The organism is Butyrivibrio sp. YAB3001 (genome assembly GCF_900112195.1).
Lineage (GTDB): Bacteria > Bacillota > Clostridia > Lachnospirales > Lachnospiraceae > Butyrivibrio.
On sequence record NZ_FOKR01000002.1, the window covers coordinates 668429 to 689851 of the forward strand.

Genomic DNA, 21423 nt, shown 5'->3' on the forward strand with positions numbered 1-21423 from the left:
TTGCAATAATAGAAAGAGACAACTATGAATAATCTTGGATCAAGAATAAAAGAACTTCGAGTAGCAGAAAACCTCACACAGGAAAAGCTAGCAGAAGAATTAAATGTATCTTTTCAAAGTATCAGTCGATGGGAAAATGGAATATCAACGCCGGATATCAGTCTAATACCTACAATTGCAAGATTTTTTGGCGTTTCAACGGATTACTTGTTCGGACTACAGGATGAAGAATCTGAGACAGAGAAGAATGAACTTGAGACAGCATATTGGTATTATAGAAAGGAGGGCAATCTTGATGAAGCGTATGAAATAATGCTAAAGGCAAGAAAGCTCTTTCCCAGAGATATGCATTTCTGTGCTAATATAGCTGAAGTCATGGATCTTTTTGAGGGCGGAAACAATAATCAAATATCAACTTACGTCGACGGGAATTTTTCAGAGCAGATCTACGCTTTGTGCCAGAGAGTTGTTGAAGAAAGTAAAAACGATACAGATCGCTCGAGAGCGTTATCTCTTTTATCTTGTTACTACATGAAATCAGGCAACGCCATAGAAGCGCTAAAAATAGCGAACAGTATGACTGATTTTAAACATTCAAAGGAAATAATGCTAGGTGAAATACTTTCTGACAATGATAAAAAGAGACAGCTACAAAAGAATGTTTTAGAAATGGCTAACTACATTTCAGATACTCTTGTTAAAATTGCCTTTCAGAAGGAATTGGGCTTTACACTATCAATGTCGCCCAAAGAGAAGCTGGAGTATGTTCAAGCAGCTAACACTATTTTAAAAACAATTATTTCGGATGGCAATTATCTGGAATACTCAAGAAAGCTTGGCTGGAATTACAGAAGGATTGCAGAATTATACTGTATGATGAATCAGAAAGAGAAGGTGCTTGAGTATCTTTTGAAAGCGGAAAAGATGGCGTCAGAATATGATTCTTTGGATAAAGAAAAGACTTATCAGTTCACTTCGCCCTTCTGTGATTTGGTTAACAGCAACCTGTCAAATAGTGATAAATATTATGTTGGCACAGAGAAGGAAATGCTGTCTTATCGGCTTCATGAAATGAAATCTTTGTTTGGTGATGATGAGCAGTTTATCAAATTGTGCAAACGAGTTGGTGATAATAATATTGAGATATAAGTGTAAAATGAGGTTGCCCATAAGGACAACCTCAACAAATGACATTTACATTTTTTGAATGAAGTATATGATTCGCAACCTTCTTCAATGTCTCAGGTGGAAGAAACGGCGCAACGATTGAGAAGCTGAGCATTGATATTTATAGCGTCTACGTGAGATGTTGCTCTTTATTAGTTGTAGACCACGTAGAAATGAACAGATATTTATAAAAATTACGTAAGGATAGGTTCGTTAACGGAGGTTCATCACGTAGATTGCTAGAAAAAACATTGCAAAACTACGTGATAATAGCCTAAAGATAGAACGGTGTCACGTAGATGTCTACTCCACTGTATAATCTGCAGAACGTAGCGTGCCAATTTCGCATTTACTACATTTTCTTATCTAAATGCCCCCTTGGCTCCGTCCCCTAGTACCATTCACACGTATACACACTAACATCGTGAATTTTGGACAAATAAAAAATTCCGAAAGCCTATAAATACTAGACATTTCGGAATCTAAAGGTTAGAGCGATAGACGGGGCTCGAACCCGCGGTCTCCACCTTGGCAAGGTGGCGCTTTACCAACTAAGCTACTATCGCGTTTATGTTTTGTCGCTCTCGCAACGACAAGATAAATAATACATTAGTTGCATTTATTTGTCAACACTCATTTTATAAAATTTCAATTTTTTCTGTAACTTTTTTCAACATGTGGCTTAAGAATCATATTCACGTGGCAAACGACATGATATTTCACCTAATGCGTTTGCCACAGATTATGCTTACACAATCACCGATTTCTCATAGATGCTAACGCAGATTCTATGCTTTTCATGAACTTATCTTTTTCTTTATCTAAAGTAGCTCCAAAGGCCGTATATTCCAAGGAATGCCAGAATAACAGGAAGAACAATCTTAAAGTACCACTTAAGCGCCTTGCTGACTTTTATGCCCTTTCCGCTATTAACCTCTTCGAGATAATTATCAAAGCCCCAGCCATTCTTTGTGGTACAGAAGAGACAGCTGATAAATGCACCAATCGGTAAAAGCAGATTGCTGACACAGAAATCTTCTAAATCCATTACTGTATTGCCAGCTTTGAGAGGCTGAAAATCACTAAGAACATTAAATCCAAGGGCACATGGAATAGAGCCCAGAGTAATAATCAGTCCTGCTATGAGGGCTGCATGATTTCTTTTGCGGCCAAAAAGGTCTATTAAAAAGCTGACATCATTCTCAAACACGCCGATCATTGTTGAAAGAGCTGCAAAATACATAAACAGGAAGAAAAAGCTGCCAAGGATCCTGCCGCCCTTCATAGCTGCAAAAACGTTAGGAAGGGTCACGAAAATGAGACTTGGCCCCATATCAGGCGCAACTCCATAAGCAAAGCAAGCCGGTATTGTTATAAGACCTGCTACTATCGCAACAAATGTATCAAGGCCTGCTACAAGGAAGGCTTCTCCAATAAGGCTTCTGTCCTTTTCTATATAGCTTCCAAAAATCTCCATACTGCCAATTCCAAGACTTAGAGTAAAAAAGCTCTGATTTAATGCACCGTAAAGCACATTTCCGAGACCTACTTTTTTAATATTCTCAGCATTTGGCATAAGATAAAACTTTACTCCCTCAGATGCTCCCGGAAGAGTTAAAGATCTGATTCCAAGTCCTAACATTATGATGATAAGTGCGATCATCATTATCTTTGTGATTTTCTCAACACCGGCCTCAAGTCCTATTGATGTTACAGATATTGTTATAACCATTGTGATTGCCATAAAGCCAATCAGGATTATAGGGCTATCCATCATTTTCTGATAAATGCCTACTATCTCATCAGTACTCTGCCCATCAAAGGCACCTGTAACAGACAGTACAAAATATCTCAAGATCCAGCCTGAAACAACTGAATAAAACATCAAAAGTAAGTAGTTTCCTGCAATGGCAAAATATCCAAACACATGCCATTTAGTTCCCTTTGGTTCAAGCTTTTTTAACGCTGACAGTATGCTCATTCTGCTGGAACGTCCAATCGCATATTCCATTGTCAGGATTGGCACTCCAAGTATGATCAGGAAAAGAACATACGCCAAAACAAACAGTCCTCCTCCATTCTGTCCTACCATATATGGAAAACGCCATACATTACCGATTCCAATGGCGCAACCTGCGGACAACAAAATGAAGCCTAAACGGCTTCCAAGAGATTCTCTTTCTTTCATAAAAACTCCCACTAACTATTATTTCTTTTTATTATTTGCCAAAATAGATATCGCTCTGCTTACCTATTTCTGCTTTAAATCTTTCTACCACATCCGAAGGGCCTGTAATCTCTATATGACCGCCCATGGCAAATATCCAGCCAAAAAACTGGTCGCTTAGTGCCACTTCAACATGGGTCCTGGACCATCCTTCCCTATCGGATGGAATTATTGAAATATCTTTACCGAAACGATCGATCACTATTCCCACAAAATCATTTCTGAATTGAAGGCTTACAGTGATTTCTTTTCCTCCAAACATTCCAAAATTCATTTTGGCATAGGCAGCCATGTCATATGCCTCAAAAAGTTCTTTCCCCTGCCTCTTATCTTCAGTCAGCGTAATATTTCGCATCTTATCAACACGAAAATGCTTGATCTTCTTATCTGTCAGGTCATATGCAATAAGGTAGTAATTTTCATCATCCCAAGTAAGCGCCCAGGGGCTGTCTATATAAAAGCCTTCTTTTCTGGGCACCATCTTTTTATTGATATTCCAGGTAAGATATTCAAATTTGATATTCTTGTTTTCCTGCATTGCCCTATGAATGTCATCGACTATGTAATAAATACTCTCATTCATAGTCTTTATTCTACCCTGAACAACCACCTGGCGCTTTAACTGTCTGGCCTCATATTCACTGGCCAGATCAGTTATTTTCTTAATTAGCTCGTTGGACTTTTTGGCAGTAATAAACTTCGATGACTGAATCGCATCAACCAATAACATAAGTTCAGCGAGCTCAAATTTCTTGGTTCCTACGTGGTAATAGTATTTTTTCCCCACCTGTTCGCCGATAATATCAATCCCCAACTCAGTCAGAGCAGCAAGATCATCGTATACGCTCTTTCTGTCAGCAGAAATTCCATATTCCTTCAAATAGGCCAATATTTCAGGCATTGTCAAAAAATGCTCATCATCAGTCTTCTTGATCATGATCTGACTAAGATAATACAATTTAAGCTTTTGCCCTGCCCCCTTAGGCATAAATAAACTTCCCCCTTATTAGCTATTTTTGAATTAAATCAAACCCTTTCAAATACAGGCATATATTCAATCGGAGCATCAACCTTTACAGTCTGGCCACCTGAAAATCTCTGACCGTTTCTGGTAAGAATCCATTCGCCCTCAGGAAGATAAACTTCTCTCTCATACTCATCAAGATGTAAAATAGGCGCAACAAGGTATTTGTCACCGAACATGAACTGATCCTGCAATTCCCAACATTTTTCATCATCCGGGAACTCATAGAACATTGCTCTAAGAAGCGGTGAGCCGTTTTCAGACGCTTCATCAAACAACTTCTTAATATATGGCTTCATGGAAACTCTTAAGTCATAATATTTTTTCATTATTTCAAAATTCTCATCGCCATAGCTCCACATCTCATTATCCTGACCGGTGTGAAGATATCCGCCGCCCCAGTCTCTGTCATCCAAAGCCGGAATATTGTAAGGACCTCTGTCGCCATGAAGTCTGAATACTGCTGTAAATACCGCAAACTGATACCACCTGATAAGAAGCTGCTTAAACTCAGGATCATTTACATCATCCGTCATAAATCCACCAATATCAGTATTCCACCATGGAATTCCTGCAAGTCCCATATTGATTCCGCATTGAACCTGATCCTGCAGAGCTTCAAAAGTGCTCGGAATATCTCCCGACCATACAACGTTGCCATATTTCTGGCTTCCTGCCCAGGCACATCTAAGGAGATTAACAACTTTTCCATCCCCAAGATTTTTCATTTTATCATAAAACACTCTTGAATACATCTGCGGATAAATATTGCTGACTTCAAGGGCCGCGCCTTCGCAGTAGCGGTAATTCTCAAAATCATATACGCCATAATCAGGCTCTGAATTATCAAGCCAGAAACCGTCTATTCCATACTCATAGTAGTTCTTTTTGCAGACATCCCAAACATACTCTCTGGTCTCAGGATTAAAAGCATCTATCTCAACGCAGTCTCCCTGGAAGTCATATGTCTGAAGTGATCCTCTCTCAGTCCTTATCAAAAGACCTTTCTCAAGCATAGGGAAGAAATTCTCACTCTTTCTGTCGACTGACGGCCAGACTGACACAATAACTTTGATTCCCATGCTGTGAAGCTCATCAATCATAGCCTTTGGATCAGGCCAGTATTTCTTGTCAAACTTCCAGTCGCCCTGATAGGTCCAGTGGAAGAAGTCGATGATAATCTGGTCAATATGAATTCCAAGTTCTTTATATTTTCTTGCAATGGAAAGAACTTCTTCCTGGGTACGATATCTAAGCTTGCACTGCCAAAGTCCCATGAGTTCTTCAGGGAATTCATCAGCATGCCCTGTAGCCTTTGTATAATTTGCCAAAATATCTTTTGGTATATCAGCCACAGTCAACCAGTAATCCATCTCCTTGGTTGAGCGCATATCCCAGATGGTCATATTGTTGCCGAATGTAACCTGTCCAACGCCCGGATTGTTCCAAAGCATTCCATAGCCCAAAGAAGATACCGCAAAAGGAACAGAAATCTGTGAATTGCGCTGTGCAAGTTCAAGCGTGCAGCCCTTTAAGTCCATCTGCTGTTGCTGATACTGTCCCATTCCAAATATTTTTTCACCGGCATTGCTCTCAAAGCGCACCTTCAATGCAAAATTATCACTGCCATAAAGCCCCTTCCACTCACGGTTTACAACCTTTATACAGCGGCTCTCTTTGGAAATCGTTCCGCCATATGCTCTGTAATATTCACGTAAAAAGAGCTTGTCATCTCTGTAAAAAGAAATAACTCCGGCATAGTTTACTTCCGCTTTAATGCGTCCGTTTGTAATACTAGCCCAGGTATTTTCAAAAGTCCCGTCCCCTGTTTTTTCAGGAACAGAATATGTCTTTATCAAAGGCTTTGTAGCCTCAACTTTCTCTGTAAGTGCCCAATTTCTCTCTGTAAAAGTCCTGTTCATGGTCGAACGGACTCTCAGTGAATCTTTACCCCAGGCTTCAACAACAAGTGTCTCGCCCTGCCTCTTGCATACCAATTCATTTTCTTTGCATATAAACTCCATCTCATCTCTCCTGTTATCAACATCATCCCCAAATAAAGTAACTGTTTGTTCCAAAGAAAAAAAAGAACTATCAGTATTTTACCACTGATAATTCTTTTTTGTTAGTCGTTAATTTTACTTCTTATTTTTCCTTAACGATAGGTTCAATCTGAGATACAAGATTGTCGATATGCTCAAATACGCTGCTCTTGGTAGTTCCCAGGTTATTAACCTTGTCAAGCTGTACAACAAGCGCATCATACTGCTTGTTTATATCTTCAAACCTGCTTCCAATCTGCCTAAGCTCGTCTGATGCCGCATCAGCAGTATCTGTAATCTCCTGCTGAACAGCGTTGGCACCATTAGCGCTTTCTATGATCTCATCAAAGGTTGCATGTGTCTCCTCAACCTCCTGAATGCTTCTGTCCATGGCATCAATTGAGTTCTGCATGCTCACAGAAAGCTTTTCACTTTCTTCGCCGGCATTGGCAATAGATGCATTAACCTGGTCTATCATCTTTTTTATCTCATCAGCAAGCTCTCTTACCTCAGTTGCAACTACAGCAAATCCCTTTCCGGCAGCTCCTGCTCTTGCAGCTTCGATAGATGCATTCAGCGCCAGAAGGTTCGTCTGTGATGCAATGCTGATGATTTTTTTCATATAATCAGAGATCTGATCAACAGATTCCTTAAAGCTCTCAAACCCTCTTGTCATCTCGTCAAAACTTGATCTTACTTCATTTGAACTTGTCTTAAGCTCATCAACCTTATTCTGCGCATTTTGCACGCTTTTAAGAATGTTCACCTTAACATCCTCAAACTTTGATGCGCTCTGATTGACCGCATCAAACATCTCATTGAAGCGATCCATATCTTCATGGAGTTTGGCATTGCTCTCCATTACGTCATTTACAGCATCGCCCATATCATGGATTTCAGTAAGGGATGTAACTTCATTTTGCACAAGTTTTTTCTGATAATCCTTTATGGATTCAGCTACATAGATCAGAGATCTGCCCTTCTCCTTAAAGTCTTTTTCTTTGTTATCAGGTTGCACTGTAGTTGTTTCAACCTTGCCTTTTGCAAACAAATTTTCAAACATATTTGTCTCCTCATCATTCAAATACAACACATGTCATTGTCTGGTTTACAAATTGTGTATTAAAATGTTCACCATAACCAACGAGTCCACAGCTGTTTCCCAAAGTTGCAATCTTTTCCAGATATGTATTAAGCTCATTTCTGTTCTTTAATACCAGATATCTGAAGATGCAGTTAACTGAGAATATCGCTGAAACATGTGGAAAATCACTACGTATCTTATTAACTGTAGTCTGAGCGATTTCCATCGGATCTCTCATTTCAAGAATCGTCAATATGTCTGAGTCATTTATCTGCCTGTACAGGATAAGTCCGCTTCCGGAAACAGCCTTGATAGAAGCAATACATACATCATTTCCCATCATCTTTCCAAATGGGTTGGTAAATGTCTGATCAAGTATACCGCTCTCGGTGGCTCCTGTAAGCTCCATATAATACTGCTTTGCCGGTTTTCCGTTAAGCTCCCCAAGATAATACTTGCTCTTATCAGTCTTGGATGCAATGAGCTGTTTGTTATCGCGTGGCTCATAAATATTCTCTTTATATGTCTTGACCTTGCCACCTTCATTTTTAACTACAGCATAGGCCATTCCATCCTCATAAACGACACCGTTGACAGATACCTTGCCGGCATCGCCAGTAGCGCCCATGACCTGAAGATTATATTTCTTAACAAGTCCGCTCATGGTAGTGAGAACCGCTGCATCATTTCCTGCGCAAAAATCGATGATCGCGGTATTCTCTTTACCGGGATGAACTGCTTCAATATCTTTTTCCAATCGCGCAATATATCTTGCAGGAGCTTTGGAAACATGTTCAAATGCACCTGTTGCAACCTTTACTCCGTCACGAAAAGCAGTAATCGACACTCCATTTTCAACCACGCAGGTGTCATATCCCATTCCTACGCAGCCAATGCTGGGTACACCGGGATATAATTTTTCCAATGTTTCAACATTCTGTTCAAATTTGTCGGCATTGCTTACCATAATAATAAGTTTGGGTGAAGAAAGACCTCTTACTGCCTCAGAAACGCTTCCGGAGGCATTTTTACCATAAAAAATGTTCATATCGCGCTCTCCTATATAAAAGAACACAGCACAATACAGGCTGACAGCCGATAAAGTGCAAACCCCTGGTTCCCAATATATAAATACTCGATACCTCACAGGATATTAGAAATAATTTCCCATAAAGAAAAAAAGTAGAGTATTACACGTAATAATTGTAACACTCTACCGATAATTTTTTCTCTTTATAAAGTCTAAAAAAACATTAAAATTACATAAACACAGAAAAAATAATAAATCTTAAATCCTCATGGCAACCTCATATGCTCTCCAGATGACTGTCCGCAGATTACCCACCTTCTTGCAGTCACCGACATAATCCATGTTGCTTTCTCTCTCATTTTCTTTTACCAGAGGATTAGGAATATAACCTGCGCTGCTGATAACGCTGTCGCATTCAATAGTAAACTCTTTGCCATTCTTATCTGTGCACACAATACAGTCTTCCCATACTTCCTTGGCAGTAGTCTCAAGGTAAATTGGAACTCTGTACAGGTCAAACCACTCTCTAAGGTAAGAACTATTGGCAAGGCATACTCCCTTCTGAGATATTATGTCGTTCTTCATTTCAACAATAACAGGCTTTTTGCCATGAAGCGCAAGCTCGTAAGCAATCTCACATCCAGTGAGGCCACCGCCAACCACAACAACTTTTTCTCCTACTTCGGCACCTCTAAGGTACTCGCACGCCTCTATCATAAGCTCATGACCAGGTATATTTTTAAGTATCCTGGGAATAGCGCCTGTAGCAATAATAATATCGTGCTTGCCAAATTCCTTAACATCTTTTATTTCAGTGTTTAAGTGAACTTCTATTCCCAGGACCTTCATCTGTCTTCTGTACCATGCAAGAAGATCTCTGAGCTTACCTTTGTAGGATTCAGCACTGGCAGCAATAAAAGTTCCACCAAGTTCATCCTCTTTTTCAAAGATAACAGGCTCATGACCACGGAGCTTTAAAACTCTTGCAGCTTCCATTCCACCTATTCCGCCGCCTATAATAATAACCTTGGAAGGCCTTCGCGTCGGCTTCATAAAATGCCTGTCAGTCTGCATGGTCTCCGCATTAACTGCGCACCTTGCAAGATGAAGGCTGTCAGATAACTTCTGGTCATTGGGAACGCCCTTGTAATGACACATGTTAAAGCATCCGTTGTGGCACTGGATACATGGCCTGATATCCTCTTCCTTGTCAGCCATGAGTTTAGTTACCCACTCAGGATCAGCAAGAAACTGCCTTGCAAAACCGGCTCCATCTATGCAGCCTTCCGCAATGGAATCTGCCGCAACTCTTGGATCCATCTTTCCTGCGCATACTACGGGGATATCCACGTGTTTTCTTAAATTCTCAACGTCCGATAGATTGCAGTTTTCAGGCATATAGATTGGAGGATGCGCCCAATACCACGCATCATAGGTTCCATTATCACAATTGAGCATATCGTATCCGGCGTCCTGAAGGTATTTGGCCGCCATCTTGGACTCTTTGAAATCTCTTCCTACCTCATCATAATCTTCACCGGGAAGTGCTCCCTGTCTGAAGCCCCTTGTCTTTGAGATTACACTATACCTTAAAGAAACCGGAAAATCCTTACCACAGGTCTTTTTTATCTCCTGAACAATCTCAACGGCAAATCTATAGCGGTTCTTAAATGTGCCACCATACTCATCTTCTCGATGATTCACATATTTGAGCGTGAACTGGTCAAGAAGATATCCCTCATGAACAGCGTGTACTTCAACTCCATCAACTCCTGCTTCCTGCAAAAGTTTTGCAGTTTTTCCAAAAGCTTCCACGTATTCTCTTATTTCTTTTACGGTCATCTCTCTTGAGGGAACCTTGTCAGACCAGCGATTAGGTGAAGGACTTGCCGATGCTGTGATCTTGTCGAGATTCATCACAGGTTTTGACAATACCCTAAGCACTTTATTGGTATACAGTGTTTCCATCATCGGGCTTATGGTAAAAGACCTTCCGAATCCGGCTGTAAGCTGAACAAAAAGTTTGGCTCCTGTTGCATGAAACTTGGGCATCCATCTCGCCAGTTCCTGATACATCTTCCTATTCGAATACAGCCACTGTCCATACATCGGATTATAAACAGGCTGGCATCCCGGCAGAACAAGCCCCGCATTATTCTCGGCAACCTTCAATATAAACTCAGCCCCTGCCTTATCAAAATGGTTCTTTTCCATCCAGCCAAAAAGGTCAGTGCCGCCCATTGACGTCATCACTATACGATTTTTAATCTGACAATTACCTATTTTCCATGGGGTAAAAAGAGGTTCAAGTCTTTTTTCCATTTCAATGCTCCATTGCATTTTATTTATATTTATTTATGAAAAGAAATCAAAAGAAGCACTTATTTACTGTCGCTCCAAAATCCTTTTCCTTATAATTCCAAACAGCATGACCGATATTGTATTTCTCAAACACGCTGTGGATATCGGCAAACCAGCGTTTAGCTGACTCTGTATCTGCAAGTTCGATTACTCCGTATTCGCCGCAGTACAGGAAAACGCCGTTCTTTTCTGCTGCTTCAACTGCAGGCGCGAATATTCTGTCAAAATAAGAAGGTCCTATTTCTGTAAGTTCTCCTCTATTTATTGCATCTGCAAGGTCAGGAGAAAGTTCTTTGGACTTTTCTCTGTATTCTTCAAGAGAACCCGGATATTCAACAACAAAATCCTTAGGCATGTTTTCAACCCAATAAGCTCTCTGATGTGTGAAAATAAAAGGCTCATAGCAATGGAAATTATAAACAATCTTGTCATCGATTGGTTTTGCAAGAAGCGGAACGCTTGTAACAGAATTGTAGCAAACACCGCCAACGATAATATAAGCATTAGGCGCATGCTTTCTGATTGTCCTTGCAGCCTTCTCAGCTATCTCATTCCACTCATTGACAACCTTAGGTGAAACAATTTCATTGAGAAGTTCAAATGCAAGAATATCGGAATCCTCTGCAAATCTGGAAGAAATTGTATCCCATGTGTCAAAGAAGCGCTGCTGAAGCTTTTCGTCATAGAAAAATGCTTCCTTACTCTCTCCCTTATCAAGTGGATCAAAAGAATAGCCATAAGCCTTGTGAAGATCAAGCACTGCATTCAAGCCATTTTTTCTGCACCAAGAGAGGCAATCAGCGATGTGCTTATAACCTTCCTCGATAACAGCTCCGTCATCAGTCTCTATTACCATATAATCTACCGGGATTCTGACATGATCAAAGCCGGCATTCTTTATGCGTACAATATCGCTCTCAGTGATGAAAGTATCAAAATGCTCCTTGGTATCCTCATCATACTGTGACAGCCATCCTCCTAAATTTGCTCCAAACATAAAACCATCAAATCTTTTCATTATGCGCCCTCCATTTTGCAAACATTTCCTTATCTATTGTAAAACATATTCTATTCAAGTGGTAGCCTTCAAATATTCTTCCCCAGCCGTTCTCCCAAGCTGATAAACTCTCTCGAGTTCTTCTGGATTTTTCTCTATTGGGCTGATATTAAGTGGCTCCTTTGGCCTTATAACTTCAATCTCGCCCTTTTCTTCCTTTTCTCTTATATATCTTTTCTCTTCATTATACATAAGATGCCTGTCTTTCATGCTGCGGACCATATCGGGATATTTTCTGAAAACAAATTTGATAAGCGGCATAAATTTCTGCTTACCCTTAACATAATCTTTAGGCTGCGTCTCGATCACAAGGATTTTATCGTACCCCAGGCCTTCCATAAACTTAAGCGGTATCGAATCAGAAGTTCCTCCGTCCAGATATAAACCTCCATCTATTTCAACCGGCCGTGAAACAAGTGGCATAGAGGCTGATGCCTGTATCCAGATTATGTCTTTCTTTTCCCCGGTCATGCATTTATGATAAACAGCTTTACCGGTCCTGACATCCGTTGCAACACAATAGAATTCCATCGGACTATTTGCAAAAGCATCCAGATCCCATTTATCAAGCTTATAAGGAAGTTCATTATAACAAAAAGGAACATTGTAAATATCACCTGTAGTAATAAGTGATCTAATGCTGTGATAACGCTTGTCTGAACAGTATTTCTTATTATACCTGAGGGCTCTGCCAATCTGTCCCGACTTAAGGTTACAGCCAAAAGTCGCACCTGCAGATACGCCAATAGCCCCATCAAAGGTAATTCCATTTTCCATAAGGACGTCAAGCACGCCGCAGGTAAACATCCCGCGCATCGCTCCGCCTTCCATAACAATACCAGTTTTCATTTCTTCTCCTATTACACAGCAAGCTCAACCAGGCTCGACAAAACCTCGCCAAGTTGACTTGCATGGTTCGCACTAAGTTCGTAAAAACCTCACTAAGTGCTCTACTCAAAAAGGACGGTCCCAATCTACTTATGTAGATCAAAACCGTCCCAAACACATCCGCAAGCCTTTATTCAGTAACAGTTTCAAGTAATTTCTTGGCAGCTGAAATTCTAACACACACTGTAAAGATATCCATAGCAGTTCTAAGATCAGCTAATGATGGGAATGTAGGTGCAATACGGATATTGCTGTCATCAGGATCCTTCTTGTATGGGAATGTAGCGCCGGCGCCTGTCATAGTAACACCGGCTTTCTTAGCTCTGTCTACTATATCCTTGGCACAGCCATTTGGCGCATCAAAACTTATAAAATATCCTCCCTTTGGCTTGGTCCATGAACCAATTCCAACAGGTGCAAGGTCTCTTTCCAAAATTTCTATAACAGCCTCGAACTTAGGTCTGATGATATCTGCATGCTTTCTCATATGCTCTTTCATACCATCAATATCACCAAAGAATCTTACATGGCGAAGCTGGTTAACCTTATCATGACCGATTGTCTGATTCGTAAGCTGCGCTGTAATGTCATCCAGATTGTTAAGGGATGTTGCAAGCGCTGCGATACCACTTCCCGGGAATGTTATCTTGGAAGTAGATGCAAATTTGTAAACCATATCAGGATTTCCGGCTTTTTTACACTCTGCCAGGATCTCGATAAGATAATCCTGATCATTATCATAAAGATGATGAATTCCGTATGCGTTGTCCCAGAAGATTCTGAAATCTTTAGCTGCAGGCTTTAATCTTGCAAAACGCTTTACTGTCTCATCAGAATAAGAATAACCCTGAGGGTTTGAATACTTAGGAACACACCAGATTCCCTTTATTGCCTCATCAGAAGAAACCAGTCTTTCAACCTCATCCATATCAGGTCCATCCGATGTCATTCTGACATTTATCATTTCAATTCCAAAATACTCTGTTATGGCAAAATGCCTGTCATATCCCGGAACCGGGCACAAAAACTTTACTTTATCAAGTTTACACCAAGGAGTATTTCCCATAATTCCATGTGTATAAGCACGGGAAACTGTGTCGTACATAACATTAAGTGAAGAATTTCCGTAGATAATGATGTTTTCCGGCTTGTTCTCCATCATAGCGCCGATAAGCTCCTTGGCTTCATCAATACCTGTAAGCACGCCATAGTTACGGCAGTCTGTTCCATCAGCACATGACAGATCAGCATCTGAATTAAGCGCATCCATAAGCCCCATTGAAAGATCAAGCTGCTCACGGCATGGCTTTCCTCTTGCCATATTTAAGTTAAGCCCCATCCCCTGATACTTCTTGTATACAGCTCTAAGGCTTGCAATTTCTTCTTCAAGTTCCTGTTTGTTCATCTCGACATATTTTTTCATTAGCAAACTCCTCGGTACCGGTGCAAAGAATGTAGATTATTTTTATCAATGCACTTTATGATATTAAATCGTTACAGTAAAACACTATGACAATATTAAACGCTAGTTTTAGTTTTTGCAATAATAAATATTGATTATTTAATACGATGTTATGTTAAGACTTTTGAATCTAACATCACAATATGTCTTCAATCAGTTCATAGCCACCATCAACAGACTGATAAACTCTGACCTCACAGTTCTTAGGCCTTGGACGCCAGATATATCCTCTCTTTGCATTCTCAAGATATCCGCGGATAACTCTGATGATTCCGCCATGGCATGCAATAAGAACATTCTGATAATCTTTCTGTTCAAGGTCTGCAAAAAAGGAATTCACCCTTATTTTCATACTGTCAATTGTTTCAGCAGTCTCAGGCGCAGGAAACAGCTCCGGAACAGTCCAGTAAAGTGTCATAGGAAGTCCTACAGCCGCATATGGCTTATTATCATAGATACCAAAATCTGCTTCTATGATACGCTCATCAATGATTATCTTAGAGGCATCAAATCCGCTAATTACAGAAGCTGTCTCAACTGCCCTGCAAAGCGGGCTTGAATAAACAGCATCGAATTTAACAGCACCTATTTTATCTCTGACTGATAAAGCCTGTTTTTTACCGGTCTCATTTAACGGGATATCAATTCTGCCCTGCATAAGCTTCCTGGCATTAAGCTCAGTCTGCCCATGCCGTGTAACCCATATTTTCATAAAAATCTTCCTATCGTCTTGCCTTTTTGCTGTAATCAGGTCTCATATTCTTAAGCTCCTGATAGAGCACTTTATAATTGTCGTATCTAACCTTGGAAATTTTGCCTTCTTCTATGGCATTTTTCACGCCACAGTCAGGCTCTGCAATATGTGAACATCCACCGAAACGGCACTGCGGCTCATACTCCTCAAACTCTGAATAATATTGCATCAGCGTCTCAGGCGTTACATCCCTCATTTCAAGAGAAGTAAATCCCGGCGTGTCTATAACATAGGTTCCGTAAAAACCATCTTCGCCCTCATGATGACTTCCATTTTCACCATCATCAATATCCACAAAGAAAAGCTCAGAATGCCTTGTAGTATTCTTACCGCGCTCAATCTTCTTACTAAGTTCTCCGGTCTGCATATCCGCATCGGGAACAAGCTTATTTAAGAGCGATGATTTTCCAACTCCGCTAGGTCCTGCCAGTGTAGTAGTCTTCCCCTTCAATAGCTCTTTTAATTCGTCAAGGCCGCTTTCTTCCCTTACACTTATGAAAAGAACTTTATACCCACATTTCTCATAGGCATCATAAAGCTCCTGCTGCTCCTGTTTGGTGGCGATATCCTGCTTATTAAAGCAAATGATAACAGGAAGATTCTGCTGCTTCATGCTTATAAGAAACCTGTCCAAAAGATTATAGCTTGGATTGGGTTTAACTATGGCAAAAAGAATAACCGCCTGATCCACATTGGCAACAGGCGGTCTAAGCAGCTGATTTTTTCTGGGGAAAATATCTGTAATATTTCCCAATTTCTTTTCCTCATCAATGATATCTATCGAAACATCATCGCCCACCAGCGGTTTTAAATTTGCTTTTCTAAAAATGCCCTTGGCCTTACATTCATAAACCTTTTTATCATAGGTTTCAACGTAGTAAAAGCCGGCAATTCCCTTTAGGATTCTCCCATTCATCGGGTTTAATTCTCCTGTGTAAACGTAACTGCTCTTGTGACAGTAATCTCTCTTAACTCGCCCGCAACAACTTCTCCGGTCTCAGGATTGGTAGTGTTAGGCGTTACTGCTGTATATACAAAGGTAAGTGTACCTGTTGGCGACGTAATACCTTTGGAATTCATCTGAATAGGAAAATCAGTAGTTGTAGTATTAAGAAGTGTTGTTCCATCAGAAGTAACAAGCATTACATGTACTGATAATCCGGAAGTATAATTCTCACCCTCAGTAGGAGCACTTATATCAGCAACATAGCTGTAAGTAACATTGGCAGGACCTGTAGAAAGTTCCATATTTATAACAGTGCCCTCAGATACAGAAGTGCCATAAGCAATGCTCTGAGCACATATAAGACCTGAAAGGTTTGAATCTTCATTGCTGGTCTCTACAATGCTTCCAGCCTGCAGACCGGCTTCCACAAGAATAATAACAGCATCTTCTGCAGATTTGCCAATAACATTTGGAACTGTAACCTGCCCTTCTGATTTAGCAACATCAACATTTGAGGATGCCGCTGTTGCTGCTGCACTGGCATTTGCGCCCGAACTTACATAAACAGTGATAGTGCTTCCGCTCTTGGTTCTGTTTCCTGCAGCAGGTTTGGTATAAGAAACCATGTCTTTTGCCAATGTGCTTCCTGCATCGTCACTCTTTTCAACCTTGAAGCCCTTCTCATTGAGAATTGAAACAGCTTCAGCATAGGTCTTCCCTGAAACTTCAGGGATAAGGATTCCTTCATCACTTGAGGCCCCGGTATCACCGGAAGCTTCTGTCGTAGTTGCAATGCCACTTGCCTCTTCACCTGCCTGAGCAGAGCCAAAAACGCCAAGCCTCCTGCCCACTAAAAGAAGTCCCATAAAGCCAATGAGAACAGCAAGAATAACTGCCATTACAATAGTAAGCTTCTCTACTTTACCGTTGGATGGAACGTCATGATGGTAATGGTCTCTTTCATACTCATAGAAATCGTCCTCATCCTCGTAATCGCGTCTTTTACTCTTTCTTTCTCTATTATAATCATCATAGTGATCATCTTTGTCATATTCACGCATAACGTCATCTTTGAGCCTCATCTGCTCAGTATCTGACATTCTGCCGGTTCCGCTCTTTACTGACGCATATTCTTCATCAGAAGCTACCCTTGTAGCACCCTCTTCATCAGGATCAACCAGCGAAACGAAATCTTTATCCGGAGTTATAAGTGAGCGCTTAAGGTCAGTGATAAGCTCAGCTGCATTCTGATATCTCCTGTCAGGGCTCTTCTGACAGCACTTAAGCACAATCTTCTCGACACTTATCGGAATCTCATCATTGTAATCCGCAGGAGTAGGTAAATCCTCCTGAATATGTTTGATTGCAATCGCTACAGTTGTGTCACCATTAAAAGGTACACGGCCTGTAAGCATCTCAAAAAGCGTAATACCAAGTGAATAGATATCACTCTTTGCATCACTATAACCGCCTCTTGCCTGCTCAGGTGATGTGTAATGAACTGATCCCATTACATTAGATGTTATAGTATTGCTTGTGGCAGCCTTTGCAATTCCAAAGTCTGTTACCTTAACCTTACCCTCTTTCGATATCATGATGTTCTGAGGTTTGATATCTCTGTGAATAATGTTATTATTATGCGCAGCTTCAAGGCCCATAGCTACCTGAATTGCTATACTTACAGCCTCTTTTACTGAAAGTCTTGATTTCTTTTCTATATATTTTTTAAGAGTGATGCCATCAACCAGTTCCATAACAATATAGTTGATACCATCTTCATCGCCAACATCATAAACATTTACAATATTGGGATGCATAAGTCCCGCTGTTGACTGTGCCTCAACCCTGAACTTGGACACAAAGTTCTCATTCTCGGAAAATTCCTGCTTCAATACCTTTACAGCCACAAGACGATTCAACTTATGATCTTTTGCTTTATAAACGTCAGACATTCCGCCGGTGCCGATCTTTTCAAGCACCTCATAACGGTCTCCTATAACCATTCCAATCTTAATCATTTAGTCCTCCATCGCGTGATGTCTCATCAGCAAACGGCTCAATAAGAATAACTGATGTGTTATCCTTCCCCCCATTATTATTGGCCGCAATAACCAGCTTCTGAGCTTTTTCAATAATATCTCTCTGACCGGTCACTATCATACGAATTTCTTCGTCCTCAAGCATATTGGTAAGACCGTCAGAGCACATGAGAACTATATCCCCTCTGTTTAATTCCACATTAAAAAAGTCGATGTCAACCGTTTGGTCCGCACCGATGGCCCTCGTAATTATATTTTTATCCAAAGAATGTCTGGCGGTCTCTCTGTCGATTCCGCCCATTCTGACCATCTCCTCTACAAGAGAATGGTCTCTTGTTATCTGGGTGATTTTGTCGCCACCAATGACATAAAGTCTTGAATCCCCCACGTTGGCGACTTGAAGATATCTGCCCAAAACAGTACAGGCAACCACTGTTGTCCCCATACCAAACAAGCTGGGATCCTCAGCGGCCTTCTGCCTCAGCTTACTGTTGGCAGTCTTAATTGCTCTTTCAAAAATCCTCACAGGACTTTGTTCAAAAGACTTCTCGATTTCTTCCACCATGGTATCAACGGTAAATCTTGAAGCATAATCCCCTGCATTATGCCCGCCCATTCCATCTGCTACAATGAAAACGTTGGAAAGATTACCGATTTTCCTGTCAGAAGAAAAGACATAATCCTGATTCAGTTTTCGCTTTTTTCCAATATCCGTTACGGAAAAAGTTTTTAACAAAAAAGTTGCCTCCCAAGCTTTTATTACTTCTCTACAGGCTCTAAATGTCTCCTGCGAAGCTGACCGCAGGCTCCATCGATATCCCTGCCCATTTCTCTTCTAATAGTAACATTTATATGATTTTTTTCAAGTTTGTTTTTGAAACGCAGCGCCTGTTCGCGGTCTGTAGGCTGAAATGACCGCTCTTTTATCGGATTTACCGGGATAAGATTAACTACGCAGTTTAAACCTCCCAAAAGTTCTGAAAGCTGCGCCGCATCCTCATCTGTATCATTGACTCCACCTACAAGTGAATACTCAAAGGTAAGCTGTCTTCCCGTCCTGTCAAAATAGGTTTTGCAGGCATCCAAGACCTGATGGATCTCATATTGATTTGCTATAGGCATAAGTTCTTTTCTCTTATCGTTATTGGACGCATGAAGAGAAAGCGCAAGGTTGATTGAAAGCTTCTCCTCTGAAAGCCTTAAGATATTAGGAACTATGCCACAGGTAGATACCGTAAGATTTCTCTGGCTCATATTTATGCCGTTTTCATCAGTCAAAAGCTTTATAAACTTAAGAAGATTATCATAGTTATCAAGCGGTTCACCACTTCCCATAACCACAACTCTTGAAATCTTCTCACCTGTGATCCTGGCAATCGAATATATCTGATCAAGCATTTCAGATGGCAAAAGATTTCTCTCCACCCCATCAAGAGTAGATGCACAGAATTTACATCCCATTCTGCAGCCAACCTGCGATGAAATACATACACTGTTTCCAAACTTGTATTTCATGAAAACACTTTCTATCATATTTCCATCTGCTAATGCAAAAAGAAACTTCTTAGTGTCGTCAAGCTTAGACTCCTGCACCGTAACACTTTCCAAAGCGGTAAAATCAAAATGTTCCCTGCATTTTTCCTTTAAAGCCTTGGATATGTTAGTCATCTCATCATAGTTTCTCGCCATCTTTACGTGCATCCACTCATAGAGCTGTTTTGCACGAAAAGCCGGTTCGCCAAGCTCCCTGATTTTGCTTCCAAGTTCCTCTAGATCAAGAGACTTTATATCTATTTTTCCACTAATTCCTTTTATATAACTCAATTATCTTTCCTCATTATTTAATTCATCTATCTGCTAAATCATGAAAAACATATCACAGAAAAACTAAAGCAACGCCACATATCGTTTACTATATATTTATTATTCAGCTAAATAGCACTTATATGCCGTCAGTGCATGGTAACTTCAATATACTCACACACGTTTTAGTTTAGCTATAAAGAATCCATCAGTGCCATGCTCTCCGGGAATAAGCTGTATATATCCCTGACCTGCTGACTTTCTAAGCTTTTCAGGAAGTTTCTCAGTAATATCATCAGGTTTAAATGGCAGTTCATCACAGATTCTTTTGACCATCATCTCATTTTCTGCTTTATTGACAGTACAGGTGGAATAAATAAGCGTTCCGCCCACCTTAACATAATCCCAGGTTGCCTTGATTATATCCCACTGAAGCTTTGTGATTTCCTCAAGTCCCTGCGGCTTTGTATTGTGTTTAATGTCATTTTTTCTTCCAAGAATTCCAAGTCCTGAACACGGAACATCCAAAAGAAGTATGTCTGCAGATGCCCTAAGTTCCTCATCATGAATCTTGGCATCATACACCTTGGTAGTTACGTTATTAAGCCCAAGTCTAAGAGCATTCTCCTCTACCAGCAGACACTTTTTGGCAGAAACATCCCTGGAAAAGACCTTTCCGCTTGGATATACTCTTTCAGCCGCATGCATGCTCTTTCCACCGGGAGCAGCACAGACATCTACGACAGTCTGCCTTATTTCCGGATCAGCCACCTCTACCACAAGCATGGAACTCACATCCTGAACAGCAAACACACCCTCTTTGAATCCCGGAATATATCTGATATTATCTGTCTTTTCAAGTTCCAAAGCATATGGTAAAAGAGGATTCTGTCTTACAACAATTCCAGCCTCTTCAAGTTCTTTTTTGAACTCTTCTACATCCCTGCTCTGAGGAAGACCTTTGGTAAGTCTGATGGTTGTCGGTCTTGGAGTTAAAAAGAACTTTAACATGCTTTCCGTCTTTTCAAATCCATACTCAGACACCCACATCTTACAGATCCAATCCGGCATAGAATAAACAACAGATAGGTATTGTATTCCACCATCTATCTCTTTGCTTGGATATTCAATCTTGTCCTTATTTCTTGCAATATTTCGAAGAACTCCATTAACGAAGCCTTTAAGTCCTGCAAATTTGTGCTTTGCAGCAAGCTTGACCGCTTCATTGCAGGCTGCGCTGTCCGGAACACTATCCATGAACATTATCTGATACACGCTCATTCTCATAAGACTTCTGATAAATGGCTGCATATCCTTAACAGGCACTTTAGAAAAAGAATTTAAAACATAATCAATCTGAAGATTTCTCTCAAGACATCCGTCTGTTACCCTTTTTATAAATGCCTTATCTCTTGTATCAAGATAGTCGTACTTATCAAGGGAATCCTTTAAAAGGGATGGCTTTCTTGCGCCACCCCTGTCATACTCTATCAATATGTTTAATACTATTTCACGTATATTAGACATTTTAAGTCTTCT

The 21423-nt window shown here is 40.5% G+C and carries 16 protein-coding genes and 1 tRNA gene; 1 reads left to right on the top strand and 16 read right to left on the bottom strand.

All coding sequences use genetic code 11. From position 1 onward, the window contains the following. Nucleotides 1–24 precede the first annotated feature (24 nt). Nucleotides 25–1149: a helix-turn-helix domain-containing protein gene (locus BM086_RS02750; protein ID WP_092323032.1), complete on the top strand. Its 1125-nt coding sequence runs from the start codon at nucleotides 25–27 to the stop codon at nucleotides 1147–1149. 511 nt (nucleotides 1150–1660) lie between these two features. Here the strand turns inward: BM086_RS02750 and BM086_RS02755 are convergent. The 16 genes from BM086_RS02755 to rsmB form a co-directional block, all read right to left on the bottom strand. Further along, nucleotides 1661–1733 (bottom strand) — tRNA-Gly (locus BM086_RS02755). A 251-nt stretch (nucleotides 1734–1984) separates the two neighbouring features. Continuing rightward, nucleotides 1985–3355: a sodium-dependent transporter gene (locus BM086_RS02760; RefSeq protein WP_092323035.1), complete on the bottom strand. Its 1371-nt coding sequence runs from the start codon at nucleotides 3353–3355 to the stop codon at nucleotides 1985–1987. A 31-nt stretch (nucleotides 3356–3386) separates the two neighbouring features. After that, on the bottom strand, nucleotides 3387–4382 hold the full coding sequence (locus BM086_RS02765; RefSeq protein WP_092323038.1) for a helix-turn-helix transcriptional regulator: 996 nt from the start codon (nucleotides 4380–4382) through the stop codon (nucleotides 3387–3389). Between the two features lie 38 nt (nucleotides 4383–4420). Next, on the bottom strand, nucleotides 4421–6442 hold the full coding sequence (locus BM086_RS02770; RefSeq protein ID WP_092323041.1) for a glycoside hydrolase family 31 protein: 2022 nt from the start codon (nucleotides 6440–6442) through the stop codon (nucleotides 4421–4423). A 121-nt stretch (nucleotides 6443–6563) separates the two neighbouring features. Continuing rightward, the gene (locus BM086_RS02775; protein ID WP_092323043.1) at nucleotides 6564–7523 is read right to left on the bottom strand and encodes a methyl-accepting chemotaxis protein; all 960 of its coding nucleotides are present in this window, start codon (nucleotides 7521–7523) and stop codon (nucleotides 6564–6566) included. A 13-nt stretch (nucleotides 7524–7536) separates the two neighbouring features. Further along, nucleotides 7537–8592, bottom strand: a complete 1056-nt coding sequence (locus BM086_RS02780) for an FIST signal transduction protein (protein ID WP_092323046.1) — start codon at nucleotides 8590–8592, stop codon at nucleotides 7537–7539. A gap of 240 nt (nucleotides 8593–8832) precedes the next feature. Beyond that, nucleotides 8833–10896 (bottom strand): oxidoreductase, encoded by a 2064-nt coding sequence (locus tag BM086_RS02785; RefSeq protein WP_092323049.1) that lies wholly within the window; start codon nucleotides 10894–10896, stop codon nucleotides 8833–8835. A gap of 46 nt (nucleotides 10897–10942) precedes the next feature. Then, nucleotides 10943–11953, bottom strand: a complete 1011-nt coding sequence (locus tag BM086_RS02790) for a glycoside hydrolase family 5 protein (RefSeq protein WP_092323052.1) — start codon at nucleotides 11951–11953, stop codon at nucleotides 10943–10945. A gap of 54 nt (nucleotides 11954–12007) precedes the next feature. Beyond that, nucleotides 12008–12841 (bottom strand): patatin-like phospholipase family protein, encoded by an 834-nt coding sequence (locus tag BM086_RS02795; RefSeq protein ID WP_092323056.1) that lies wholly within the window; start codon nucleotides 12839–12841, stop codon nucleotides 12008–12010. Nucleotides 12842–13010: 169 nt separating this feature from the next. Beyond that, on the bottom strand, nucleotides 13011–14303 hold the full coding sequence (locus BM086_RS02800) for an aminotransferase (protein ID WP_092323059.1): 1293 nt from the start codon (nucleotides 14301–14303) through the stop codon (nucleotides 13011–13013). 175 nt (nucleotides 14304–14478) lie between these two features. Further along, the gene (locus BM086_RS02805) at nucleotides 14479–15054 is read right to left on the bottom strand and encodes a histidine phosphatase family protein (RefSeq protein WP_092323062.1); all 576 of its coding nucleotides are present in this window, start codon (nucleotides 15052–15054) and stop codon (nucleotides 14479–14481) included. A 10-nt stretch (nucleotides 15055–15064) separates the two neighbouring features. Beyond that, a complete protein-coding gene (gene rsgA, locus BM086_RS02810) occupies nucleotides 15065–16012 on the bottom strand; it encodes a ribosome small subunit-dependent GTPase A (protein ID WP_092323065.1) in 948 nt (315 codons plus the stop codon). 5 nt (nucleotides 16013–16017) lie between these two features. Further along, the gene (gene pknB, locus BM086_RS02815; protein WP_092323068.1) at nucleotides 16018–18060 is read right to left on the bottom strand and encodes a Stk1 family PASTA domain-containing Ser/Thr kinase; all 2043 of its coding nucleotides are present in this window, start codon (nucleotides 18058–18060) and stop codon (nucleotides 16018–16020) included. Beyond that, complete coding sequence (locus BM086_RS02820; protein ID WP_092323071.1) at nucleotides 18053–18817, bottom strand: Stp1/IreP family PP2C-type Ser/Thr phosphatase; 765 nt, start codon at nucleotides 18815–18817, stop codon at nucleotides 18053–18055. Before BM086_RS02820 ends, pknB begins: the two co-directional genes overlap by 8 nt. Nucleotides 18818–18840: 23 nt before the next feature. Further along, on the bottom strand, nucleotides 18841–19905 hold the full coding sequence (gene rlmN, locus BM086_RS02825) for a 23S rRNA (adenine(2503)-C(2))-methyltransferase RlmN (RefSeq protein WP_330391488.1): 1065 nt from the start codon (nucleotides 19903–19905) through the stop codon (nucleotides 18841–18843). Between the two features lie 153 nt (nucleotides 19906–20058). After that, nucleotides 20059–21411, bottom strand: a complete 1353-nt coding sequence (gene rsmB, locus BM086_RS02830) for a 16S rRNA (cytosine(967)-C(5))-methyltransferase RsmB (protein ID WP_092323074.1) — start codon at nucleotides 21409–21411, stop codon at nucleotides 20059–20061. Between the last annotated feature and the right edge of the window lie 12 nt (nucleotides 21412–21423).